The sequence below is a fragment of the Variovorax xiamenensis genome (assembly GCF_050916385.1).
In the GTDB taxonomy this organism is placed as follows: Bacteria; Pseudomonadota; Gammaproteobacteria; order Burkholderiales; family Burkholderiaceae_C; genus Variovorax.
In genome coordinates, this window is record NZ_CP139038.1 from 2,714,423 (window position 1) to 2,736,774 (window position 22,352).

Sequence of the window (22,352 nt, forward strand, 5' to 3'; positions counted from 1 at the left end):
AAGCTTCGCCCCATCTGCGGGCGTTGGAGGCCGAAAGACCATGAAAGCCATTGAAATCACTTCGTACGGTGCCCCCGAGGTGCTGCGCGTCGCGGAGCGTCCCGACCCCGTTGCGGGCGCGGGCGAACTGCTGATCCGCGTTGCGGCAAGTGGCGTCAATCGTCCCGACGTGCTGCAGCGCAAGGGGCACTACCCCGTGCCGCCGGGCGCGTCCGATCTGCCGGGCCTCGAAGTGGCCGGCGAGATCGTGTCGGGCGACGCCGCGGCGCTGGCCGAGGCTGGCTTCAAGGTCGGCGATCGCGTCTGCGCGCTGATCGCCGGTGGTGGCTATGCCGAGCTGTGCGTGGCGCCCGTGGCGCAATGCCTGCCGGTGCCCAAGGGCTGGAGCGATCTCGAGGCGGCCTCGCTGCCCGAGACCTTCTTCACCGTCTGGAGCAACGTGTTCGAGCGCGGTCGCCTGCAGAAGGGCGAGACGCTGCTCATCCAGGGCGGCTCGAGCGGCATCGGCGTCACGGCGATCCAGATCGCCAAGGCGCTCGGCGCCACCGTGATCGTCACGGCCGGCAGCGACGACAAGTGCGAAGCTTGCCTCAAGCTCGGCGCCGACCATGCGATCAACTACCGCACGAGCGATTTCGTCGAAGAGGCGAAGAAGCTCACTGGCGGCAAGGGCGTGGACGTGGTGCTCGACATGGTCGCCGGCGACTACGTGGCGCGCGAGGTCGAGTGCCTGGCCGAGGACGGCCGGCTTGTGATCATCGCGGTGCAGGGCGGCGTGAAGAGCGAGATCAACGCGGGCCTCGTGCTGCGCAGGCGTCTCACGATCACCGGCTCGACGCTGCGTCCGCGGCCCGTGGCGTTCAAGGGCGCCATTGCCAAGGCGCTGCGCGAGAAGGTGTGGCCGCTGCTGGAAAGCGGCGCGATCAAGCCCGTGATCCACAGCACGTTCGCTGCCGCAGGTGAGCCCAGCGGTGCTGCACAGGCCCACGCGCTGATGGAATCGAACCAGCACATCGGCAAGATCGTGCTGACATGGTGACGAAAAGAACGCGATGACAACCAAGAAGAAACTGATCGCCGGCAACTGGAAGATGAATGGCGGCCTGGCTGCCAACGAATCGCTGGTGAAGGCTCTTCAGCAGGGCCTGGCCGCGAGCCCGGCTGCCTGCGACGTGGCGCTGTGCGCGCCCGCGCCGTATTTCGCGCAACTGCAATCGCTGCTGGCAAGTTCGCCGGCGATGGCGCTCGGTGCGCAGGACGTCTCTGCGCATCCGCAGGGTGCGTTCACGGGCGAGCAGTCGGCTGCGATGCTGAAGGACTTCGGCGTGCGCTATGCGATCGTCGGTCACTCCGAGCGTCGCCAGTACCACGGCGAGAGCGATGAAGTGGTCGCTGCCAAGACGGCGGCGGTGCTGGCCAACGGCATCACGCCGATCGTCTGCGTGGGCGAGACCCTGGCGCAGCGCGAAGCAGGGCAGACCGAAGAAGTGGTGAAGCGCCAGCTGGCTGCCGTCATTCACGTGAACGGCCACTGCATCAGCGAGATCGTCGTGGCGTACGAGCCTGTCTGGGCCATCGGCACGGGCAAGACGGCTACGCCGGAGCAGGCGCAGGCGGTGCATGCGGTGCTGCGCGCGCAGCTGCATCACGCAGCCAGCGAGCATGCGGCGGGCATCCGGATTCTCTATGGCGGCAGCATGAATGCGGCGAATGCCGCGGAGCTGCTGGCGCAGGCCGACATCGATGGTGGCCTCATCGGCGGCGCGTCGCTCAAGGCGCCCGACTTTCTGCAGATCATTTCCGCCGCTGCGCGCTGAACGCGCAACGGCTGCATCAAATTAGGAGTAAGAACGAATGAACGTGGTCCTCAACCTTCTGGTCGGCGTGCAGATGCTGGCAGCCCTGGCAATGATCGGCCTGATCCTGATCCAGCACGGCAAGGGCGCCGACATGGGCGCGGCCTTCGGCAGCGGCAGTGCCGGCAGTCTGTTCGGTGCCAGCGGCAGTGCCAACTTCCTTTCGCGCACCACTGCAGTGCTTGCTGCAGTGTTCTTTGCGTGCACGCTGCTGCTTGCCTATTTCAGCCATGCGCGCCCCGCGGGCGGCGGCAGTCTTCTGGAGCGTGCAGCAGTGGGTGCGCCTGCTGCGCCGGCCTCCGGTGCTGCCAGCGAAATCCCCGGTGCGGCTGCTCCGAGTGCTCCTGCTTCGGCTCCTGCAGCCCCTGTTTCTGGTGCGGGGCAGATTCCGAGCAAGTAATCAACTCGTTTTCATGAGTTGCCTGTGAGAAATGGCTTCATTTCAGGGTAAACTCTAAATCTGTTCGGAAAGCCAAATTCCTCTTGCAGGTACCTCATGCCATCCGAACAGCAAAAACCGCGGTCGTGGTGAAATTGGTAGACACGCTATCTTGAGGGGGTAGTGGCGAAAGCTGTGCGAGTTCGAGTCTCGCCGACCGCACCAAATCTCATCGGCAGAAAACCTCATCCAGAGGTTCTTCCTGCCGGTGGCAAGCGGTGAAAAACTCTCGATGAATCTCGACTCCTACCTCCCCGTCCTTTTGTTCATTCTGGTCGGAGTCGGCGTAGGCGTCGCCCCTCAGGTCATCGGATACATTCTCGGCCCCAACAGGCCCGACACCGCGAAGAACTCCCCGTACGAGTGTGGCTTTGAGGCCTTCGAGGATGCGCGCATGAAGTTCGACGTGCGCTATTACCTCGTCGCGATTCTCTTCATCCTGTTCGACCTCGAAATCGCATTTCTCTTTCCGTGGGCTATTGCGCTCAAGGAGATCGGTGCCGTTGGCTTCTGGGCCATGATGATCTTTCTCGCCATCCTCGTCGTGGGCTTCGCCTACGAGTGGAAAAAAGGCGCGCTCGACTGGGAATGACAAGGAAGAAACACGATGGCCATTGAAGGCGTTCTCAAGGAAGGCTTCGTCACAACGACCTACGATTCGGTCGTCAACTGGGCGAAGACTGGTTCTCTCTGGCCGATGACCTTCGGCCTCGCATGCTGTGCGGTGGAAATGATGCACGCGGGCGCTGCCCGTTACGACATCGACCGCTTCGGCATGCTGTTCCGCCCCAGCCCGCGGCAGTCCGACCTGATGATCGTGGCCGGCACGCTGTGCAACAAGATGGCGCCGGCCCTGCGCAAGGTCTACGACCAGATGCCCGAGCCGCGCTGGGTGCTCTCGATGGGTTCGTGCGCGAATGGCGGTGGCTACTACCACTACAGCTACTCGGTCGTGCGCGGCTGCGACCGCATCGTGCCGGTCGACGTCTATGTTCCGGGTTGCCCGCCCACCGCCGAGGCATTGCTCTACGGCGTGATCCAGTTGCAGCAGAAGATTCGCCGCACCAACACCATTGCCCGCGCCTGAGGGATTGCCGACGATGACTGACTTTGCAATTTCGCCGGAGGTGCTGCGCGCCACCATCGCCGAGACGCTCGGCGCCAAGGCCAAGAGCGTGACCGTCGCCCTCGACGAAGTGAATGTGGTGGTGGGTGCTGCCGATTACATCGAGGCCGCGTTGCTGCTGCGCGATGCGCCCGGCTGCCGCTTCGAGCAGCTGATCGACCTCTGCGGCATGGACTACTCCGACTACCGCGATGGCGAGTGGCAGGGCGAGCGCTACGGCGTCGTCTCCCACCTGCTGTCGGTGAGCCTCAACCAGCGCGTTCGCCTCACCGTGTTCGCGCCGAGCGACGACTTCCCCGTGGTCGAGTCGCTGCAGCCCGTCTGGAATGCCTCCACCTGGTTCGAGCGCGAAGCCTTCGACCTCTACGGCATCGTGTTCGAAGGCCACGACGACCTGCGTCGCCTGCTGACCGACTACGGCTTCATCGGCCACCCGTTCCGCAAGGACTTCCCGGTGTCGGGTCACGTGGAGATGCGCTACGACGAAGAGCAGAAGCGAGTGGTCTACCAGCCGGTTTCCATCGAGCCGCGCGAAATCACCCCGCGCGTGATCCGCGAAGACAACTACGGCGGCGGTTTGCACTGACTGATATGGCCGAAATCAAGAACTACACACTCAACTTCGGTCCCCAGCACCCGGCAGCGCACGGCGTGCTGCGCCTGGTGCTCGAGCTGGACGGCGAAGTCATCCAGCGCGCCGATCCCCACATCGGCCTGCTGCATCGCGCGACCGAGAAGCTCGCCGAAACGCGCACCTTCATCCAGTCGCTGCCGTACATGGACCGTCTCGACTACGTGTCGATGATGAGCAACGAGCACGCCTACTGCCTCGCCATCGAGCGGATGATGGGCCTCGAAGTGCCCGAGCGCGCGCAGTACATCCGCGTGATGTTCGCCGAGATCACCCGTCTGCTGAACCACCTGCTGTGGCTCGGCGCGCATGGGCTGGACTGCGGTGCGATGAACATGCTCATCTACTGCTTCCGCGAGCGCGAAGACCTGTTCGACCTGTACGAGGCCGTGTCCGGCGCGCGCATGCACGCGGCGTATTTCCGTCCGGGCGGTGTGTACCGCGACCTGCCGGATGCGATGCCGCAGTACAAGGTCAGCAAGGTCAAGAACGCGAAGGCGATCGAGAAGCTCAACGAGAACCGCCAGGGCTCGATGCTCGACTTCGTCGATGACTTCTGCAAGCGCTTCCCGAAGATGGTCGACGAGTACGAGACGCTGCTCACCGACAACCGCATCTGGAAGCAGCGCACCGTGGGCATCGGCGTGGTCTCGCCGGAGCGTGCGCTGAATCTCGGTTTCACCGGCCCCATGCTGCGTGGCTCGGGCATCGAATGGGACCTGCGCAAGAAGCAGCCCTACGACGTCTACGACCGCATGCAGTTCGACGTGCCCGTGGGCAAGACCGGCGACTGCTACGACCGCTATCTGGTTCGCGTGGAAGAAATGCGCCAGGCCAACCGGATCATCCAGCAGTGCTCGGCCTGGCTGCGCGCCAACCCCGGTCCTGTCATCACCGACAACCACAAGGTCGCCGCGCCCGCGCGCGAATCGATGAAGGCGAACATGGAGGAGCTGATCCACCATTTCAAGCTCTTCACCGAAGGCTTCCACGTGCCCGAAGGCCAGGCGTATGCCGCCGTCGAGCATCCGAAGGGCGAGTTCGGCATCTATCTCGTGAGCGACGGCGCCAACAAGCCGTACCGCCTGAAGATCCGCGCCCCTGGTTTCCCGCACCTCGCCGCCCTCGACGAAATGTCGCGCGGTCACATGATCGCCGACGCTGTCGCGGTGATCGGCACGATGGACATCGTGTTCGGCGAGATCGACAGGTGAGAAAGAGCGAATGACTTCCTCGACCCACCATCACTCGGCGCCTTCGGCGCCTTCTTCTCCTTTGAAGCCCGCGATCCTCGAGCGCTTTGCGCGCGAGGTGGCGAAGTACCCCGAAGCGGGCAAGCAGTCGGCCGTGATGGCCTGCCTGTCCATCGTCCAGCAGGACGAGGGCTACGTCAGCCTGCAGCGCGAGCGCGAGATCGCCGAGTACCTCGGCATGGCGCCCATCGCCGTGCACGAGGTGACGACCTTCTACAACATGTACAACCAGCACCCGGTGGGCAAGTTCAAGCTCAATGTGTGCACCAACCTGCCTTGCCAGCTGCGCGACGGCGTCACCGCTCTCGTGCATCTCGAGAAGAAGCTCGGCATCAAGATGGGCGAGACCACGGCCGACGGCCTGTTCACGCTGCAGCAGAGCGAATGCCTCGGCGCCTGCGCCGATTCGCCCGTGATGCTGGTCAACGACCGCACGATGTGCAGCTTCATGAGCAACGAGAAGCTCGACCAGCTCGTCGACGGTCTGCGCAGCTCCGCACCGGCCACCAAGGGGGAGGCTTCCTGATGTCACCCGAGCAAGTTCTCCAGCAGTTCCAGGCGACCGGCGTCCAGACCTGCTTCCATGACCGCCACATCGAGCCGCAGATCTATGCCGGCCTCGACGGCACCAACTGGCGCCTGGCCGACTACGAAGCGCGCGGCGGCTACCAGGCCCTGCGCAAGATCCTGACCGAGGGCCTCACGCCCGACCAGGTGATCGCCGAAGTCAAGGCTTCGGGCCTTCGCGGCCGCGGCGGCGCCGGCTTCCCGACCGGCCTGAAGTGGAGCTTCATGCCCCGTCAGTTCCCGGGCCAGAAGTACCTCGTCTGCAACTCGGACGAAGGCGAGCCGGGCACGTGCAAGGACCGCGACATCCTGCAGTTCAACCCGCACATCGTGATCGAAGGCATGGCCATCGCCGCATATGCGATGGGCATCAGCGTGGGCTACAACTACATCCACGGCGAGATCTTCCAGACCTACGACCGCTTCGAGGAAGCTCTCGAAGAGGCACGCGCCGCCGGCTACCTCGGCGACAAGATCATGGGCAGCACGTACAACTTCCAGTTGCACGCGGCCCACGGCTTCGGCGCCTACATCTGCGGCGAGGAAACCGCGCTGCTCGAATCGCTGGAAGGCAAGAAGGGCCAGCCGCGCTTCAAGCCGCCGTTCCCGGCGAGCTTCGGCCTGTACGGCAAGCCGACCACCATCAACAACACCGAGACCTTCGCTGCGGTGCCCTGGATCATCCGCAACGGCGGCCAGGCCTACCTCGAGTGCGGCAAGCCGAACAACGGCGGCACCAAGATCTACTCGGTGAGCGGTGACGTCGAGATGCCCGGCAACTACGAGATCCCGATGGGCACTCCGTTCTCCAAGCTCCTCGAGCTGGCCGGTGGCGTGCGCAAGGGCCGCACGCTGAAGGCGGTGATTCCCGGCGGCTCGTCGGCGCCGGTGCTGCCCGCGTCGATCATGATGGACTGCACGATGGACTACGACTCCATCTCCAAGGCCGGCTCCATGCTCGGTTCGGGCGCGGTGATCGTCATGGACGACAGCCGCTCGATGGTCGAGTCGCTCAAGCGCCTCTCGTATTTCTACATGCACGAGTCCTGCGGCCAGTGCACGCCGTGCCGCGAAGGCACGGGCTGGCTCTACCGCGTGGTCGACCGCATTCACAACGGACAGGGCAAGCCCAGCGACATGCAGCTGCTGGACTCCGTCGCCGGCGACATCATGGGCCGCACGATCTGCGCGCTCGGCGATGCCGCGGCCATGCCTGTGCGCGCAATGATCAAGCACTTCCGCCACGAGTTCGAAGCCCTGATCCCGGGCCACGTTCCGACGGCGCCCGTCAAGGCCTGAGCGCGAGAAGAAACATACTCATGATCGAAATCGAACTCGACGGCAAGAAGGTCGAAGTGACCGAAGGCAGCATGGTCATGCATGCTGCCGACAAGGCGGGCACGTACATCCCGCACTTCTGCTATCACAAGAAACTGAGCATCGCGGCCAACTGTCGCATGTGCCTCGTTGACGTGGAAAAGGCGCCCAAGCCGATGCCGGCCTGCGCCACGCCCGTCACGCAGGGCATGATCGTCCGCACCAAGAGCGAGAAGGCCATCAAGGCGCAGCAGTCGGTCATGGAGTTCCTCCTGATCAACCACCCGCTGGATTGCCCCATCTGCGACCAGGGCGGCGAATGCCAGCTGCAGGACCTGGCCGTGGGCTACGGCGGTTCCTCTTCGCGCTACGAAGAGGAAAAGCGCGTCGTCTTCCACAAGGACGTCGGCCCGCTGATCAGCATGGAAGAAATGAGCCGCTGCATCCATTGCACGCGCTGCGTCCGCTTCGGCCAGGAAGTGGCCGGCGTGATGGAGCTCGGCATGTCGCACCGCGGCGAGCACTCCGAGATCGAGACCTTCGTGGGCGACTCGGTCGACTCCGAGCTGTCGGGCAACATGATCGACATCTGCCCGGTCGGCGCGCTCACGAGCAAGCCTTTCCGCTACAGCGCTCGCACCTGGGAACTGTCGCGCCGCAAGTCGGTGAGCCCGCACGACTCCACCGGTGCCAACCTGATCGTCCAGGTCAAGAACAACCGCGTGATGCGCGTGGTGCCGCTCGAGAACGAAGACGTCAACGAATGCTGGATCGCCGACCGCGACCGTTTCTCGTACGAAGCGCTCAACGGCACGGAACGCCTGACGCAGCCCATGCTGAAGCAGGGCGGTCAGTGGCAGCAGGTCGACTGGCAGACGGCGCTCGAGTACGTCGCCAACGGCCTGAAGCAGATCAAGGCCGACCACGGCGCACAGAGCATCGGTACGCTGGTCAGCCCGCACAGCACGCTCGAAGAACTGCAGCTCGCCACCATGCTCACGCGTGAGCTCGGCAGCGACAACATCGACTACCGCCTGCGCAACGCCGAATTCTCGGCCTTCGAAGGCGTTCGCTGGCTCGGCACCTCGATCGCATCGCTCACGCAGGTGCAGCGCGCGCTGGTCGTCGGCTCGAACCTGCGCAAGGAACATCCGCTGTTCGCACAGCGCATCCGCCAGGCCGTGCGCAAGGGCGCCGCGCTGTCGGTGATCACCTCGGCCAGCCTCATGGCTGACCGCAATGCCTGGGCCATCGACGTGGCGCAGTCGTCCATCGTCGAAGCCGACCAGTGGGTAGAGGCACTGGCCGCCGTGGCCGCCGCCGTCGGTGAAACCAACGGCGCAACCGCGCCGCTGGCTCCGAAGAACGCTCCCGATGCCGCCGCCAAGGCCATCGCGGCCTCGCTGCTGAGCGGCGAACGCAAGGCCATCCTGCTCGGCAATGCCGCCGCGCACCACGCCCAGGCCAGCAGCCTGCTGGCGCTGGCGAACTGGATCGGCGCGCAGACCGGCGCCACCGTCGGCTACCTGACCGAAGCCGCCAACACCGTGGGCGCGCAGCTCGTCGGCGCGTTCCCGAAGAACGGCGGCCTCGATGCCGGCCGCATGCTCGCCGCCGGTTCCGGCCTGAAGGCCGTGCTGCTGCTGAACAACGAGCCGGTGTTCGACTCAGCTGCCGGCAAGGCCGCTGCCGATGTCATCGGCAATGCGCAAATGGTCGTCACGCTCAGCCCGTTCAAGGCCAACCTCGAGTTCAGCGACGTGCTGCTCCCGATCGCTCCGTTCACCGAAACCCCTGGCACCTTCGTCAATGCCGAAGGCCGCCTGCAAGGTTTCCATGCCGTCGTGAAGCCGCAAGGCGAAGCGCGTCCGGCGTGGAAGGTGCTGCGCGTGCTGGCCAACCTGCTGGGCCTGCCGGGCTTCGCGTTCGAATCGACCGCCGAAGTGTTGGCCACCATCGGTGACAAGGGCGCCGTGCCTGCCAACGCACTGAGCAACGCGACCGCCGCCGCTGCCGTCGCTTCCAACGGTGCGGCTGCCGCGCCCGTGGTTGCGAGCATCTACCAGCTCGACTCGATCGTGCGCCGCGCGCCGTCGCTGCAGCTGACCGCCGACGCGCGCAACGCATCGGCCGGATCGAACGTGACGGCTCGTGCCGAGGAGGCACTGGCATGATCGTCGACACCATTCACGGCTTCGGCCAAGGCTTGGTTGCCGCAGGCTGGTGGACTGGCGTGGTCTGGCCCGTGGTCTGGACGCTGATCAAGATCATCGTCGTCGTCATTCCGCTGATGCTGGCCGTGGCGTACCTCACGCTGTGGGAACGCAAGGCCATCGGCTTCACGCAGATCCGCATCGGCCCGAACCGCATCGGACCGCTGGGCCTGCTCCAGCCGATCGCCGACGCGCTCAAGCTGATGACCAAGGAAATCATTCTTCCGACGGTCGCCAACAAGGGCCTGTTCCTGCTCGGCCCGATCATGACCATCATGCCGGCGCTCGCCGCGTGGGCCGTGATTCCCTTCGGCCCCGACGTGGCGCTGGCCAACATCAATGCCGGCCTGCTGTTCGTGATGGCCATCACCTCGCTCGAGGTGTACGGCGTGATCATCGCCGGCTGGGCGTCGAACTCGAAGTACGCCTTCCTGGGCGCGCTGCGCGCCTCGGCACAGATGGTGAGCTACGAAATCGCGATGGGCTTCTGCTTCGTCGTGGTGCTGATGGTCACCGGCAGCCTGAACATGACCGAGATCGTCAACGTTCAGGGCAAGGGCATGTTCGCCAACATGGGCGTCGGCTTCCTTTCGTGGAATTGGCTGCCGCTGCTGCCGATCTTCGTCGTCTACTTCATCTCGGGCCTCGCCGAAACCAACCGCCACCCCTTCGACGTGGTGGAAGGCGAGTCCGAAATCGTGGCCGGCCACATGATCGAGTACTCGGGCATGAGCTTCGCGATGTTCTTCCTGGCCGAGTACGCCAACATGTGGCTGGTGTCGATCCTGACCGTGGTGCTGTTCCTCGGCGGGTGGCTGCCTCCGTTCGAGTTCCTGAGCTTCATCCCGGGCTGGATCTGGCTGGGCCTCAAGACCTTCTGCGTGGTCACCATGTTCCTGTGGGTGCGCTCGACGTTCCCGCGCTTCCGCTATGACCAGATCATGCGTCTGGGCTGGAAGATCTTCATTCCCGTCACGCTCGTGTGGCTGGTCGTGGTCGGTGGCTGGATGCAGACGCCGTTCAACATTTGGAAATAACAGGGAGCGCCAACATCATGTCTGCTGCTCACACCGCAACACCATCCGCGCCTTTCTCGCTCAAGGACTTCCTGAGCAGCTTCATGCTGTTCGAGCTGTTCAAGGGCCTGGCCATCACCGGCAAGTACGCCTTCGCCCGCAAGATCACGGTGCAGTTCCCCGAAGAGAAGACGCCGCTGTCGCCGCGCTTCCGCGGCCTGCACGCGCTGCGCCGCTATGAGAACGGCGAAGAGCGCTGCATCGCCTGCAAGCTGTGCGAAGCCGTCTGCCCGGCGCTGGCCATCACCATCGAATCGGATGTGCGCGACGACGGCTCGCGCCGCACGACGCGCTACGACATCGACCTGACCAAGTGCATCTTCTGCGGCTTCTGCGAAGAGAGCTGCCCGGTCGACTCGATCGTGGAGACGCACATCTTCGAATACCACGGCGAAAAGCGCGGCGACCTGTACTTCACCAAGGACATGCTGCTGGCCGTGGGCGACCGCTACGAGAAGGAAATCGCAGCGAACAAGGCGGCCGACGCCAAGTACCGCTGACCCGGTTCAGCCCGAAACCCGTACCAATTCGAATTCCAATGGACGTCAAGACCGGTCTGTTCTATCTGTTTGCCGTGGTGCTGCTGTTCGCAGCCTTCCGCGTCATCACCGCCCGCAACCCCGTGTACGCCGCGCTGTACCTGGTTCTGGCCTTCTTCCAGGCATCGGCCATCTGGCTGCTGCTGCGCGCCGAGTTCCTCGCGATCTCGCTCGTGCTCGTGTATGTGGGCGCCGTGATGGTGCTGTTCCTGTTCGTGGTGATGATGCTGGACATCAACGTCGACAGCTTGCGGGAGGGCTTCTGGAAGCACTTCCCGCTGGCGGCGGGCGTGGGTGCGCTGATCGCGCTCGAAATGGCGGCCGTGCTCATGGGCGGCTTCCGCCTGGGCGAGGCGCCGCGCGCTGCGGCCAACGCGGCAGCGGCCAACACTTCCAATACGCTCGAACTCGGCAAGCTGCTTTACTCCGAATATCTCTACCCGCTGGAAATCGCCGCGGTCATCCTGCTCGTGGCCATCGTGGCCGCCATCGCACTGACGCTGCGCACCCGCAAGGACAGCAAGTACGTCAACCCGGCCGACCAGGTTCGCGTGAAGGCGCGCGATCGCGTGCGCATCGTGCAGATGCCGGCAACGCGTGCCGCGGAGCCTGTGGTTGAAGCTGCGGACGCTGCAAAGGAAAACAAGGCATGACGCTCACGCTCGGACACTTTCTTTCGCTCGGCGCGATGCTCTTCGCGCTGTCCGTGATCGGCATCTTCCTGAACCGCAAGAACCTGATCGTCCTGCTGATGGCCATCGAGTTGATGCTGCTGGCGGTCAACATGAACTTCGTGGCGTTCTCGCACTTCCTGGGCGACATGCACGGCCAGATCTTCGTGTTCTTCATCCTGACGGTGGCCGCGGCCGAGTCGGCCATCGGGCTGGCGCTGCTGGTGCTGCTGTTCCGCAACAAGTCGAACATCAACGTCGACGAACTCAACTCGCTCAAGGGTTGACAGCAACATGAGCGCAACCCTTTCCGCATCCACACTGCTGGCCGTTCCGCTGGCACCCCTGGTCGGCGCAGCCCTCGCCGGCGTGTTCGGCACGAAGTTCGGCGGCAATCACATCGGCCGCAAGGTCACGCACTCGCTGACCATCCTGGGCGTGCTGGTCGCCTTCATCATCTCGGCGATGACGCTCAAGAGCGTGATCGCCGACGGCGCCCGCTTCAACGAGACCCTCTACGAATGGATGGTGGTCGGCGGCCTGAAGATGGAAGTCGGCTTCATGGTCGACGGCCTCACCGCCATGATGATGTGCGTCGTGACCTTCGTGTCGCTGATGGTCCACATCTACACCATCGGCTACATGGAAGAGGACGACGGCTACAACCGCTTCTTCGCGTACATCTCGCTGTTCACCTTCTCGATGCTGATGCTCGTCATGAGCAACAACATGCTCCAGCTGTTCTTCGGCTGGGAAGCGGTGGGTCTGGTGTCGTACCTGCTGATCGGCTTCTGGTTCAACAAGCCGACCGCGATCTTCGCGAACATGAAGGCCTTCCTGGTCAACCGCGTGGGCGACTTCGGCTTCATCCTCGGCATCGGCCTGATCGCCGCCTACGCCGGCACGCTGAACTACACCGAGGCGTTTGCCAAGGCGGGCACGCTGGCCGGCATCACCTTCCCGGGCACCGAGTGGATGCTCATCACGGTGATCTGCATCTGCCTGTTCATCGGCGCGATGGGCAAGAGCGCCCAGTTCCCGCTGCACGTGTGGCTGCCCGACTCGATGGAAGGCCCGACCCCCATCTCGGCGCTGATCCACGCGGCGACCATGGTGACGGCCGGCATCTTCATGGTGGCGCGCATGTCGCCGCTGTTCGAGCTGAGCGACACGGCCCTGAGCTTCATCCTCGTGATCGGCGCCATCACCGCGCTGTTCATGGGCTTCCTGGGCATCATCCAGAACGACATCAAGCGCGTGGTCGCGTATTCGACGCTTTCGCAGCTCGGCTACATGACGGTGGCGCTGGGCGCCTCGGCCTACTCGGTCGCGGTGTTCCACCTGATGACGCACGCGTTCTTCAAGGCGCTGCTGTTCCTCGGCGCGGGCTCGGTCATCATCGGCATGCACCACAACCAGGACATCCGCTGGATGGGCGGCGTGCGCAAGTACATGCCGATCACCTGGATCACCTCGCTGCTGGGTTCGCTCGCGCTGATCGGCACGCCGTTCTTCTCGGGCTTCTACTCGAAGGACAGCATCATCGAGGCTGTGCACGAAAGCCACCTGTGGGGCGCGAACTTCGCGTACTACGCGGTTCTGGCCGGCGTGTTCATCACGGCGTTCTACTCGTTCCGCATGTACTTCCTGGTCTTCCACGGCAAGGAACGCTACGACCAGAACCCCGACGCGCACCACGACGACCATGGCCACGGTCATGACGATCATGGTCACGGCCATGACCACAAGCCGCACGAGTCGCCCTGGGTCGTCTGGCTGCCGCTGGTGCTGCTGGCAATTCCGTCGGTCGTGATCGGCTTCATGACGATCGAGCCGATGCTCTTCGGCGAGTTCTTCAAGAACGCCATCTTCGTGGACGCTTCCAAGCACCACGCGATGAAGGAGCTGGAAGAGGCCTTCCATGGCCCGGTGGCCATGGCCATCCACGGCCTGCAGACGGCTCCGTTCTGGCTGGCGCTGGCCGGCGTGGTCCTGTCCTGGTACATGTACATGATCAACCCGGCGCTGCCGGCGGCAATCAAGCGCGCCTTCGGCCCGATCTACCGCCTGCTCGAGAACAAGTACTACATGGACTGGTTCAACGAAAACGTCATCGCCCGCGCCACGCGTGCCCTGGGCACCGGCCTGTGGAAGGGCGGCGACCAGGCGCTGATCGACGGTGCCGTGGTGAATGGTTCCTGGAAGGTGGTGGGTCGTATCTCCGGCGTGGTGCGCTGGATGCAGTCGGGCTACATCTACCACTACGCCTTCGCGATGCTGCTCGGCATCTTCATCCTGATGACGTACTTCGTCTGGTTCAAACGCTGAGCCTAGCGCTGGAGAAAAAGAAAAATGGGTTTGTTGAGCCTTGCCATCTGGGTGCCGATCGCATTCGGCGCCGTGCTGCTGGCGTTTGGCCGTGACGAGCACGCCAAGGGCGTGCGCTGGGTCGCGCTCGTCGGTGCCATCGTGAGCTTCCTGGTCACGGTGCCGCTGTTCACGCGCTTCCAGAACGGCACCGCCGCGATGCAGTTCGTCGAGAAGACGAGCTGGATCTCGCGCTTCAACGTCAACTACCACCTCGGGATCGACGGCCTGTCGCTCTGGCTGGTGCTGCTGACGTCGTTCATCACGGTCATCGTGGTGATCTCGGCCTGGGAAGTGATCACCGAGCGCGTGAACCAGTACATGGGCGCGTTCCTGATCCTGTCGGGCTTCATGATCGGCGTGTTCGCCGCGCTCGACGGCGTGCTGTTCTACGTGTTCTTCGAAGCCACGCTGATCCCGATGTACCTGATCATCGGCATCTGGGGCGGTCCGAACAAGATCTACGCGGCATTCAAGTTCTTCCTCTACACCTTGCTCGGCTCGCTGCTGATGCTGGTGGCGCTGATCTACCTGTACAACAAGTCGGGCGGCAGCTTCGACATCCTGTCGTGGCACAAGCTGCCGCTGGGTTCGACCGCGCAGACCTTCCTGTTCTTCGCCTTCTTCGCGGCCTTCGCGGTGAAGGTGCCGATGTGGCCGGTGCACACCTGGCTGCCCGACGTGCACGTCGAAGCGCCGACCGGCGGTTCCGCCGTGCTGGCCGCGATCATGCTGAAGCTGGGTGCCTACGGCTTCCTGCGCTTCTCGATGCCCATCGCTCCCGACGCTTCGCACGAATGGGCCTGGCTCATGATCGCGCTGTCGCTGATCGCCGTGATCTACGTGGGCCTGGTGGCACTGGTGCAACAGGACATGAAGAAGCTGGTGGCTTACTCGTCGGTCGCTCACATGGGCTTCGTGACGCTCGGCTTCTTCATCTTCAACGAGCTGGGCGTGTCCGGCGGCATCGTTCAGATGATCGCCCACGGCTTCGTGTCGGGTGCCATGTTCCTTGGCATCGGCGTGCTGTACGACCGTGTGCACTCGCGCCAGATCGCCGACTACGGCGGCGTCGTGAACACCATGCCCAAGTTCGCCGCGTTCGCGCTGCTGTTCGCCATGGCCAACTGCGGCCTGCCGGGCACCGCCGGTTTCGTGGGCGAGTGGATGGTGATCCTGGGTGCGGTGAAGGCCAATTTCTGGATCGGCCTCGGAGCCGCTACCGCGCTGATCTTCGGCGCCGCCTATACCCTCTGGATGTACAAGCGCGTGTATCTGGGACCGGTCGGCAACGACCACGTGAAGGAACTCAGCGACATCAATTCGCGCGAATTCCTGATGCTGGCACTGCTGGCCATCGCCGTGCTGTGGATGGGCCTGTTCCCGAAGCCGTTCACCGACGCGATGGACGCTTCCGTGACCGAGCTCCTGCGCCACGTGGCGATTTCCAAGTTGCCCTCCTGATGCCACGCTGAAGAAGAGAACGAGATGATTGACAAACTCAGCTGGGTCACGATCTACCCCGAAATCGTGTTGCTGGTCATGGCCTGCATCATTGCGCTGGTCGACCTGTCGGACACGAGCCCGCGCCGTACCCGCACCTATGTGCTCACGCTGCTCACGCTGGCCGTGGTCGCCGTGCTGTCGGGCCTGCAGGCTTCCGAAGCCAAGACCATCTATGGTTTCGGCGGCATGGTCGTCAGCGACCCGATGGGCAACTGGCTCAAGTGCTTCGCCACCGTCGCCCTGATGGTCACGCTGGTCTACGGCCGTCCCTACGCTGCCGACCGCGAGATGCTGCGCGGCGGCGAACTGTTCACCGTCAGCATGTTCGCGCTGCTGGGCATGTTCGTGATGATCTCGGGCAGCAACTTCCTGCTGATCTACCTGGGCCTCGAACTGCTCACGCTGTCGAGCTACGCGCTGGTGGCGCTGCGCCGCGACAACGCCGTGGCCAGCGAAGCCGCCATGAAGTACTTCGTGCTCGGCGCCATGGCCAGCGGCTTCCTGCTGTACGGCCTGTCGATGATGTACGGCGCGACCGGTTCGCTCGACGTGAACGACGTGTTCAAGACCATCGCCAGCGGCAAGGTCAACCACCAGGTGCTGGTGTTCGGTCTGGTGTTCATCGTCGCCGGCCTGGCCTTCAAGGTGGGCGCTGCTCCGTTCCACATGTGGGTGCCCGACGTCTACCAGGGTGCTCCGACGGCGATCACGCTGCTGATCGGCGCGGCGCCCGAGCTGGCCGCCTTCGCCATCATCATTCGCCTGCTGGTCGACGCACTGCAGCCGCTGGCCATCGACTGGCAGCAGATGCTTGCGGTGCTGGCCATTGCCTCGCTGCTGGTCGGCAACCTGGCCGCCATCGCGCAGAGCAACCTGAAGCGCATGCTGGCCTATTCGACGATCTCGCAGATGGGCTTCATGCTCCTCGGCCTGGTCGCCGGCTCGGACCAGCAGGGCACCTACAACGCCCAGTACGCCTACAGCGCCTCGATGTTCTACATCGTGACCTACGTGCTGACCACGCTGGCGAGCTTCGGCATCATCCTGCTGCTGGCGCGCGAAGGCTTCGAGAGCGAAGAGATCACCGATCTGGCCGGCCTGAACCAGCGCAGCCCGCTGTACGCCGGCGTGATGTCGATCGCGATGTTCTCGCTGGCCGGCTTGCCGCCGCTGGTCGGCTTCTACGCGAAGCTGGCCGTGCTGCAGGCGCTGATCGCCTCGGGCCACGCCATCTATATCGGCCTGGCCGTGTTCGCGGTGATGATGTCGCTGATCGGCGCCTTCTACTACCTGCGCGTGGTCAAGGTCATGTACTTCGACGCGCCCGTCACGGCCACCACCGTGTCGGCACCGCGCGACGTGCGCACCGTGCTCACGATCAACGGCGCGCTGATCCTGATCCTGGGCATCGTGCCCGGCGGCCTGATGACGCTGTGCTACGACGCGATCGTGGCAACCCTGGCCCACTGACGCGGCCGACCTCGGGTGTCGCAAACCGCGTCGGTCTGGGTCGTTCTGCTGGTGGCCCTCGTGGCCGCCAACCTGCCGTTCTTCAACGACCGCCTGTTCGGGGTCGTGCCGCTGGCGACTGCTCCCAAGTCGCTCGCGATGCGTCTCGCCGAACTGGTGGTCTTGTACTTTTTGGCCGGCGGCGTCGGGCTGCTGTTCGAGCGCAGGGCAGGGCAGATCGCCGCGCAGGGCTGGGAGTTCTATGCGGTGACAGGCTCGCTGTTCATCGTGCTGGCCTTTCCGGGGTTCACCTGGCGCTACCTGATGAAGCACAGGCACTGAAGAAGACGAGCGACCGACCATGACCACCAAGCCGACCGACACCTCCACAGCCGATTCGCACCTGAAGGAAGAGCTCCAGAGCCGCGAGGAGCTGTTCAACGGCAAGTTCCTGAAGGCCCGCCGCGACACCATCCGCCTGCCCGACGGCCACAGCGCCACGCGCGAGTACGTGGTGCATCCGGGCGCCGTGGTGGTGATCCCGCTGCTGGACGACGGCCGCGTCGTGCTGGAGCGGCAGTTCCGTTACCCGGTAGGCTACGTGATGATCGAGTTTCCCGCGGGCAAGCTCGACGCGGGCGAGGATCCGTTCGACTGCGGCCGACGCGAGCTGATCGAGGAGACCGGCTACACCGCGCGCGAATGGGCCTACGCGGGTGCGATGCACCTCGCGGTGGCGTACTCCACCGAGATCATCCACATCTACTTCGCGCGCGGACTCTCGCTCGGCGAGCGGCAGCTCGACCACGGCGAGTTCCTCGACGTTTTCACAGCCACCCCCGACGAACTGGCCGGCTGGTGCCGTGAAGGTAAGGTCACCGATGCCAAGACGCTGACCTGCACGCTCTGGCTGCAGAACGTCCTTTCGGGCGCATGGGCACTGGACTGGCAGGCCGCACCCGCCCAAGGCAGCGCGGGATAATCCGCGCCATGAAGGTTCTCGATCTCCGCTGCACCCACGGCCACGGCTTCGAAGGCTGGTTCGCCTCGAGCGAGGACTTCGAGACCCAATTGGCTTCAGGCCTGGTCGAATGCCCGGTTTGCGGCGACACCGCCATCGTCAAGCTGCTGAGCGCGCCGCGCCTCAACCTGGGCAATGCCAAGGCGCCGCAGGAGGCCGCAGCGCCTGCACCCGCGGCAGCAGCAGCCAATGTTCCCGCCGATACTTCGCCGGAAGCCCGCTGGATACGCGCCGTGCGCGAAGTGCTGGCAAAGACCGAGGACGTCGGCGAGCGCTTTGCCGACGAGGCCCGGAAGATGCACTACGGCGAGACTCGCGAACGCGGCATCCGCGGGCAGGCTACCCCCGAGCAGACCGAAGCGCTGCTCGATGAAGGTATTCCGGTCATGGCGCTGCCGATTCCGGCGGCGCTAAAGGAAACCCTGCAGTAGCTGGAAGCGCAGTCGGCCCGCTCAGGCCGTGAACTGCAGCGCGGCCAGCCGCGCATACACACCGCCCTGTGCAACCAGCGCCGCGTGCGTTCCCTGTTCGACGATCCCGCCGTGGTCCAGCACGATGATGCGGTCGGCCTTCTGCACCGTGGCCAGGCGGTGCGCGATCACCAGCGTGGTCCGGTTCTCCATCGCCGATTCCAGCGCCGCCTGCACCATGCGTTCGCTTTCCGCATCGAGCGCGCTCGTGGCTTCGTCGAGCAGCAGCAGCGGCGGGTTCTTCAGGATCGCGCGCGCGATCGCGATGCGCTGGCGCTGTCCGCCCGAAAGCCGCACGCCGCGCTCGCCGAGGAAGGTGTCGTAGCCCTCGGGCAGGGCCTGCAGGAAGTCGTGGGCGAAGGCGGCGCGGGCGGCGGCCTCCACTTCCTCCGGGGTCGCCTCGGGGCGGCCGTAGCGGATGTTCTCGAAGGCGCTTGCCGAGAAGATCACCGCGTCCTGCGGGACGAGGCCGATGCGGTTGCGCAGTTCGGGCAGGGCGAGCGAGGCCAGCGGCGCGCCGTCGAGCAGCAGGCGGCCCGATTGCGGGTCGTAGTAGCGCAGCAGCAGCTGGAACACGGTGCTCTTGCCGGCGCCGCTCGATCCCACCAGCGCCACGGTTTCGCCCGGTGCGATGTCCAGGCTGAAGTCGCGCAATGCCGGCGTGCCGGGGCGGGAAGGGTAGTGGAAGGTCACGGCGTCGAAGCTGATTGCGCTGCCCGCGACGGGAACGGGCGCAACCGCCGGGTTCGCGGGTGAAACGATGGCGGCGGGCGCATGCAGCAGTTCCATCAGCCGTTCGGTCGCACCGGCCGCGCGCAGCAGGTCGCCGTATACCTCGCCGAGCACGGCGGTCGCGCTGGCGAGGATGGCCACGTAGACGACGGTCTGGCCCAGGTGGCCGGCGGTGATGTCGCCGCGCAGCACGGCCTGCGTGCCCTGGTAGAGGCCCCACAGCAACGCCGCCGAGGTCGCGATGATGATGAAGGCCACCAGCACCGACCGCGCCCTGGTCCGGCGCACGGCGGTGCGGAAGGCGTTTTCGGTCGAACCGCTGAAACGGTCGGCCTCGCGGCCTTCGGCGGTGTAGCTCTGCACGACCGGAATGGCGTTCAGCACTTCGGCTGCGATGGCACTCGAGTCGGCCACGCGGTCCTGGCTGGCGCGAGAGAGCTTTCGCACACGGCGCCCGAACACCATGCTCGGCAGCACCACCAGCACGAGGATGCCCAGCACCTGCACCATGACGTAGGGGTTTGTCCAGATCAGCACCGCCAGGGCGCCCACGCCCATCACCGCGTTGCGCAGGCCCATGCTCAGCGAGGAGCCGACGACCGTCTGCACCAGCGTGGTGTCGGCCGTCAGGCGCGACAGCACCTCGCCGGTCTGCGTGGTCTCGAAGAAAGCGGGGCTCTGCCTGAGCACGTGGCCGTAGACGGCGTTGCGGATGTCGGCCGTCACGCGCTCGCCCAGCCAGCTCACCGTATAGAAACGCGCCGCCGAGAACACGCCCAGCGCCACGGCCACGGCGAAGAGGGCGCCGAAGTGCTCGCGCAGCGCCATGGTCTGGGCGCCCTTGTCGGAGCTGATGAGGCCGTTGTCAATCAGGCTGCGCAAGGCGATAGGAAAAGCCAGCGTGGTGACCGCCGCCATCACCAGGAAGACGCCCGCCAGCACGATCTGCACGCGGTACGGGCGAAGAAAAGGGCTCAGGCCCGATAGCGATCGGGGCGAGCCCTTGGCCATGGAAGACGGTGGGGTGGAAGCCATGCGCCGATTCTACCGATCCCTTGCCTCTACAAAGGTAGCCTTGACAATAATTGCCGAGGCAACTAATATTCGTCCCATGAGCGATGCCAACACCCCTCAAGACCCGTCGGTCCCCGCCGGCGAGGAGCGTCGTGCGCCCGTCGCCTTCTACAGCCCGGAAACCTATCGCGCCGAGGACAGCATCGGCTACCTCATGCGCCGCATCGTCACGGCGGTCGGCCAGTCGGTCGAAACCCGCATGTGCGAGCCGGGCAGCCCCACCTATCCGCAATGGGTGCCCCTCTACAAGCTGCACGTCGGCGCGGCCACCACGGTGGCCGAACTGGCCCGAGCCTGCGAGCTCGACACCGGCGCCATGACGCGCCTGCTCGATCGCCTCGAGGCCAAGGGCCTGTGCCGCCGGGTGCGCTCGCTCGAAGACCGCCGCGTGGTCAACATCGAGCTCACGGACGAGGGCCGCGCGGCCGCCAAGGAAGTGCCGCACGTGCTCAGCAGGGTGCAGAACGAGCACCTCGCAGGTTTCACCACCGAGGAGTGGGAGCAGCTCAAGGGTTACCTGCGCCGCATCCTCGACAACGCCCAGGCCCTCGCGGCCCGTGGAGATAAAAATGACTGATTCCCTCGCCGCGCGCGCCATGCGCCGCACTCCCGTCGTTGCTGCCGCGCTGCTGCTGGTCGCGCTTGCCGGCTGCGCCGACATGGCCGGCATCGGCTCGCAGGCCAGGCTGCGCGACGCCACCTCGCTGGGCATCGCGCCCGACAGCGCGGCGGTGCCGGTGTCCCGTCTCGACAGCCAGTGGTGGCTCGCCTTCGGCGATTCGCAGCTCAATTCGCTCGTCGACCAGGCCGTGGCCGGCAACCCCAACCTGCAGGTCGCGCAGGCCCGCCTCGTGCGCGCGCAGGCGTCGGCCGACATCGCCGGCGCGGCGCTCAAGCCGCAGGTCAAGGGCGAGCTCGACCTGAATCGCCAGAAGTTCAACACCAACTACATCTACCCGGCGCCGCTGGGCGGCTCCACGCAGAACATCGGCCTGCTGCAGCTGGGCGCGAGCTGGGAGCTCGACTTCTTCGGCAAGAACCGCACCGCGCTCGACACCGCCATCGGCGCTGCCAACGCCGCCGCGGCCGATGCCGACGCGGCCCGCGTGCTGCTCGCGAGCAACGTGACCCGCAGCTACTTCCAGTGGGCCCGCCTGAACGACCAGCTCACCGTCGCCCAGCGCACGCTCGCCCAGCGCGACGAAACGCTGAAGCTGGTGCGCGACCGCGTTTCGGCCGGCCTCGACACCCGCCTCGAACTGCGCCAGAGCGAAGGCGGCCTGCCCGAGGCGCGCCAGCAGATCGAAGCGCTCAACGAGCAGATCGCGCTGCAGCAGCACGCGCTCGACGCGCTCGTGGGCCAGCCCAACGTCACCGCGTCGCTCAAGCCGCCGGTGCTGGCCGGCGTGAAGCCGATGGCGCTGCAGGCGAACATCCCGGCCGACCTGCTCGGCCGCCGCGCCGACATCGCCGCCGCGCGCTGGCGCGTCGAGGCCGCCACCAGCGACGTGGCCAACGCGAAGACGCTCTTCTATCCCAACGTGAACCTCACGGCCTTCGTCGGCTTCCAGAGCCTGGGCTTCGGCAAGCTGCTGAAGTCGGGCAGCGAGCAGTGGGGCGTGGGCCCGGCCATCAGCCTGCCGATCTTCGAGGGCGGCAAGCTGCGCGCCAACCTGCGCGGCAAGTCGGCCGACCTCGACGTGGCCATCGAGAGCTACAACGCCACCGTGATCGACGCGGTGCGCGACGCGGCCGACCAGGTCACGAGCGCTCAGTCGATCGCACGCCAGCAGGCCGAACAGCGTGCCGCGCAGACCGCCTCGGAAGGCGCCTACGACATCGCCGTGCAGCGCTACCGCGCGGGCCTCGGCAACTACCTCAACGTGCTGACGGCCGAAACCTCCGTGCTGGCGCAGCGCCGGCTCGCGGTGGACCTCGCCGCCCGCGCGCTCGACACCCAGGTGGGCCTGGCGCGCGCACTCGGCGGCGGCTGGCAGCCCCCGGCCACCGCCACCGCATCGGCTCCCTCGGCCCCGCTGAACTGA

Annotated in this window: 23 protein-coding genes and 1 tRNA gene; 23 read left to right on the top strand and 1 reads right to left on the bottom strand. The window is 65.3% G+C overall.

The features are described from left to right. Positions 1–40: 40 nt before the first annotated feature. The 21 genes from SFB74_RS12045 to SFB74_RS12145 all read left to right on the top strand — a co-directional run bounded on the left by SFB74_RS12045 (position 41) and on the right by SFB74_RS12145 (position 18,462). Positions 41–1,039 carry an NAD(P)H-quinone oxidoreductase gene (locus SFB74_RS12045; RefSeq protein ID WP_176667365.1) on the top strand — a complete coding sequence of 333 codons (999 nt, stop codon included), beginning with the start codon at positions 41–43 and terminating at the stop codon, positions 1,037–1,039. 13 nt (positions 1,040–1,052) lie between these two features. Further along, positions 1,053–1,817, top strand: a complete 765-nt coding sequence (tpiA, locus tag SFB74_RS12050) for a triose-phosphate isomerase (RefSeq protein WP_432731048.1) — start codon at positions 1,053–1,055, stop codon at positions 1,815–1,817. 37 nt (positions 1,818–1,854) lie between these two features. Further along, entirely contained in the window at positions 1,855–2,256 is a 402-nt protein-coding gene (gene secG / locus SFB74_RS12055; RefSeq protein ID WP_301509162.1) for a preprotein translocase subunit SecG, read from the top strand. Between the two features lie 119 nt (positions 2,257–2,375). Continuing rightward, positions 2,376–2,460 (top strand) — tRNA-Leu (locus SFB74_RS12060). Between the two features lie 67 nt (positions 2,461–2,527). Beyond that, a complete protein-coding gene (locus SFB74_RS12065) occupies positions 2,528–2,887 on the top strand; it encodes an NADH-quinone oxidoreductase subunit A (protein ID WP_026346262.1) in 360 nt (119 codons plus the stop codon). 15 nt (positions 2,888–2,902) lie between these two features. Beyond that, complete coding sequence (locus SFB74_RS12070) at positions 2,903–3,382, top strand: NuoB/complex I 20 kDa subunit family protein (protein WP_007837763.1); 480 nt, start codon at positions 2,903–2,905, stop codon at positions 3,380–3,382. 13 nt (positions 3,383–3,395) lie between these two features. Further along, positions 3,396–4,007 (top strand): NADH-quinone oxidoreductase subunit C, encoded by a 612-nt coding sequence (locus SFB74_RS12075; RefSeq protein ID WP_432731049.1) that lies wholly within the window; start codon positions 3,396–3,398, stop codon positions 4,005–4,007. Positions 4,008–4,012: 5 nt separating this feature from the next. Then, positions 4,013–5,266 (top strand): NADH-quinone oxidoreductase subunit D, encoded by a 1,254-nt coding sequence (locus SFB74_RS12080; RefSeq protein ID WP_432731050.1) that lies wholly within the window; start codon positions 4,013–4,015, stop codon positions 5,264–5,266. Between the two features lie 10 nt (positions 5,267–5,276). After that, positions 5,277–5,831, top strand: a complete 555-nt coding sequence (nuoE, locus tag SFB74_RS12085; protein ID WP_432731051.1) for an NADH-quinone oxidoreductase subunit NuoE — start codon at positions 5,277–5,279, stop codon at positions 5,829–5,831. Next, entirely contained in the window at positions 5,831–7,171 is a 1,341-nt protein-coding gene (gene nuoF, locus SFB74_RS12090) for an NADH-quinone oxidoreductase subunit NuoF (RefSeq protein ID WP_432731052.1), read from the top strand. Before nuoE ends, nuoF begins: the two co-directional genes overlap by 1 nt. 20 nt (positions 7,172–7,191) lie before the next feature. Beyond that, complete coding sequence (gene nuoG / locus SFB74_RS12095; protein ID WP_432731053.1) at positions 7,192–9,363, top strand: NADH-quinone oxidoreductase subunit NuoG; 2,172 nt, start codon at positions 7,192–7,194, stop codon at positions 9,361–9,363. After that, the gene (gene nuoH / locus SFB74_RS12100) at positions 9,360–10,439 is read left to right on the top strand and encodes an NADH-quinone oxidoreductase subunit NuoH (protein ID WP_019653386.1); all 1,080 of its coding nucleotides are present in this window, start codon (positions 9,360–9,362) and stop codon (positions 10,437–10,439) included. Before nuoG ends, nuoH begins: the two co-directional genes overlap by 4 nt. A gap of 17 nt (positions 10,440–10,456) precedes the next feature. After that, positions 10,457–10,978: an NADH-quinone oxidoreductase subunit NuoI gene (gene nuoI / locus SFB74_RS12105; protein ID WP_019653385.1), complete on the top strand. Its 522-nt coding sequence runs from the start codon at positions 10,457–10,459 to the stop codon at positions 10,976–10,978. A gap of 38 nt (positions 10,979–11,016) precedes the next feature. Next, positions 11,017–11,670, top strand: a complete 654-nt coding sequence (locus tag SFB74_RS12110) for an NADH-quinone oxidoreductase subunit J (RefSeq protein ID WP_126018304.1) — start codon at positions 11,017–11,019, stop codon at positions 11,668–11,670. Then, positions 11,667–11,975 carry an NADH-quinone oxidoreductase subunit NuoK gene (nuoK, locus tag SFB74_RS12115; RefSeq protein WP_019653383.1) on the top strand — a complete coding sequence of 103 codons (309 nt, stop codon included), beginning with the start codon at positions 11,667–11,669 and terminating at the stop codon, positions 11,973–11,975. Before SFB74_RS12110 ends, nuoK begins: the two co-directional genes overlap by 4 nt. A gap of 7 nt (positions 11,976–11,982) precedes the next feature. Beyond that, the gene (gene nuoL / locus SFB74_RS12120) at positions 11,983–14,016 is read left to right on the top strand and encodes an NADH-quinone oxidoreductase subunit L (protein ID WP_432731054.1); all 2,034 of its coding nucleotides are present in this window, start codon (positions 11,983–11,985) and stop codon (positions 14,014–14,016) included. A gap of 24 nt (positions 14,017–14,040) precedes the next feature. Beyond that, positions 14,041–15,519, top strand: a complete 1,479-nt coding sequence (locus tag SFB74_RS12125) for an NADH-quinone oxidoreductase subunit M (RefSeq protein ID WP_432731055.1) — start codon at positions 14,041–14,043, stop codon at positions 15,517–15,519. 24 nt (positions 15,520–15,543) lie between these two features. Next, positions 15,544–17,031 carry an NADH-quinone oxidoreductase subunit NuoN gene (gene nuoN / locus SFB74_RS12130; protein WP_432731056.1) on the top strand — a complete coding sequence of 496 codons (1,488 nt, stop codon included), beginning with the start codon at positions 15,544–15,546 and terminating at the stop codon, positions 17,029–17,031. A 15-nt stretch (positions 17,032–17,046) separates the two neighbouring features. After that, the gene (locus tag SFB74_RS12135; RefSeq protein WP_432731057.1) at positions 17,047–17,352 is read left to right on the top strand and encodes a DUF2818 family protein; all 306 of its coding nucleotides are present in this window, start codon (positions 17,047–17,049) and stop codon (positions 17,350–17,352) included. A gap of 19 nt (positions 17,353–17,371) precedes the next feature. Continuing rightward, complete coding sequence (locus tag SFB74_RS12140) at positions 17,372–17,992, top strand: NUDIX domain-containing protein (RefSeq protein ID WP_432731058.1); 621 nt, start codon at positions 17,372–17,374, stop codon at positions 17,990–17,992. Positions 17,993–18,000: 8 nt separating this feature from the next. Next, positions 18,001–18,462, top strand: coding sequence for a DUF1178 family protein (locus SFB74_RS12145; protein WP_432731059.1), 462 nt, complete (start codon positions 18,001–18,003; stop codon positions 18,460–18,462). 21 nt (positions 18,463–18,483) lie between these two features. On the opposite strand, the gene SFB74_RS12150 is transcribed toward SFB74_RS12145, so the two are convergent. Next, the gene (locus SFB74_RS12150; protein ID WP_432731060.1) at positions 18,484–20,268 is read right to left on the bottom strand and encodes an ABC transporter transmembrane domain-containing protein; all 1,785 of its coding nucleotides are present in this window, start codon (positions 20,266–20,268) and stop codon (positions 18,484–18,486) included. A 76-nt stretch (positions 20,269–20,344) separates the two neighbouring features. Here SFB74_RS12150 and SFB74_RS12155 point away from each other — a divergent pair, with 76 nt between their 5' ends. Further along, positions 20,345–20,884: a MarR family winged helix-turn-helix transcriptional regulator gene (locus SFB74_RS12155; protein ID WP_432731061.1), complete on the top strand. Its 540-nt coding sequence runs from the start codon at positions 20,345–20,347 to the stop codon at positions 20,882–20,884. Then, the gene (locus SFB74_RS12160) at positions 20,877–22,352 is read left to right on the top strand and encodes an efflux transporter outer membrane subunit (RefSeq protein ID WP_432731062.1); all 1,476 of its coding nucleotides are present in this window, start codon (positions 20,877–20,879) and stop codon (positions 22,350–22,352) included. The genes SFB74_RS12155 and SFB74_RS12160 overlap by 8 nt, the downstream gene beginning before the upstream one ends.

Coding starts and splice junctions, on each gene's coding strand:
- nuoI (WP_019653385.1), top strand. CDS start 10,457: ATGTCTGCTGCTCACACCGCAACACCATCCGCGCCTTTCTCGCTCAAG.
- SFB74_RS12145 (WP_432731059.1), top strand. CDS start 18,001: ATGAAGGTTCTCGATCTCCGCTGCACCCACGGCCACGGCTTCGAAGGC.
- SFB74_RS12075 (WP_432731049.1), top strand. CDS start 3,396: ATGACTGACTTTGCAATTTCGCCGGAGGTGCTGCGCGCCACCATCGCC.
- SFB74_RS12150 (WP_432731060.1), bottom strand. CDS start 20,268: ATGGCTTCCACCCCACCGTCTTCCATGGCCAAGGGCTCGCCCCGATCG.
- nuoE (WP_432731051.1), top strand. CDS start 5,277: ATGACTTCCTCGACCCACCATCACTCGGCGCCTTCGGCGCCTTCTTCT.
- nuoH (WP_019653386.1), top strand. CDS start 9,360: ATGATCGTCGACACCATTCACGGCTTCGGCCAAGGCTTGGTTGCCGCA.
- SFB74_RS12160 (WP_432731062.1), top strand. CDS start 20,877: ATGACTGATTCCCTCGCCGCGCGCGCCATGCGCCGCACTCCCGTCGTT.
- SFB74_RS12065 (WP_026346262.1), top strand. CDS start 2,528: ATGAATCTCGACTCCTACCTCCCCGTCCTTTTGTTCATTCTGGTCGGA.
- nuoL (WP_432731054.1), top strand. CDS start 11,983: ATGAGCGCAACCCTTTCCGCATCCACACTGCTGGCCGTTCCGCTGGCA.
- SFB74_RS12110 (WP_126018304.1), top strand. CDS start 11,017: ATGGACGTCAAGACCGGTCTGTTCTATCTGTTTGCCGTGGTGCTGCTG.
- nuoK (WP_019653383.1), top strand. CDS start 11,667: ATGACGCTCACGCTCGGACACTTTCTTTCGCTCGGCGCGATGCTCTTC.
- SFB74_RS12125 (WP_432731055.1), top strand. CDS start 14,041: ATGGGTTTGTTGAGCCTTGCCATCTGGGTGCCGATCGCATTCGGCGCC.
- SFB74_RS12080 (WP_432731050.1), top strand. CDS start 4,013: ATGGCCGAAATCAAGAACTACACACTCAACTTCGGTCCCCAGCACCCG.
- nuoN (WP_432731056.1), top strand. CDS start 15,544: ATGATTGACAAACTCAGCTGGGTCACGATCTACCCCGAAATCGTGTTG.
- tpiA (WP_432731048.1), top strand. CDS start 1,053: ATGACAACCAAGAAGAAACTGATCGCCGGCAACTGGAAGATGAATGGC.
- SFB74_RS12155 (WP_432731061.1), top strand. CDS start 20,345: ATGAGCGATGCCAACACCCCTCAAGACCCGTCGGTCCCCGCCGGCGAG.
- nuoF (WP_432731052.1), top strand. CDS start 5,831: ATGTCACCCGAGCAAGTTCTCCAGCAGTTCCAGGCGACCGGCGTCCAG.
- SFB74_RS12070 (WP_007837763.1), top strand. CDS start 2,903: ATGGCCATTGAAGGCGTTCTCAAGGAAGGCTTCGTCACAACGACCTAC.
- SFB74_RS12140 (WP_432731058.1), top strand. CDS start 17,372: ATGACCACCAAGCCGACCGACACCTCCACAGCCGATTCGCACCTGAAG.
- secG (WP_301509162.1), top strand. CDS start 1,855: ATGAACGTGGTCCTCAACCTTCTGGTCGGCGTGCAGATGCTGGCAGCC.
- nuoG (WP_432731053.1), top strand. CDS start 7,192: ATGATCGAAATCGAACTCGACGGCAAGAAGGTCGAAGTGACCGAAGGC.
- SFB74_RS12045 (WP_176667365.1), top strand. CDS start 41: ATGAAAGCCATTGAAATCACTTCGTACGGTGCCCCCGAGGTGCTGCGC.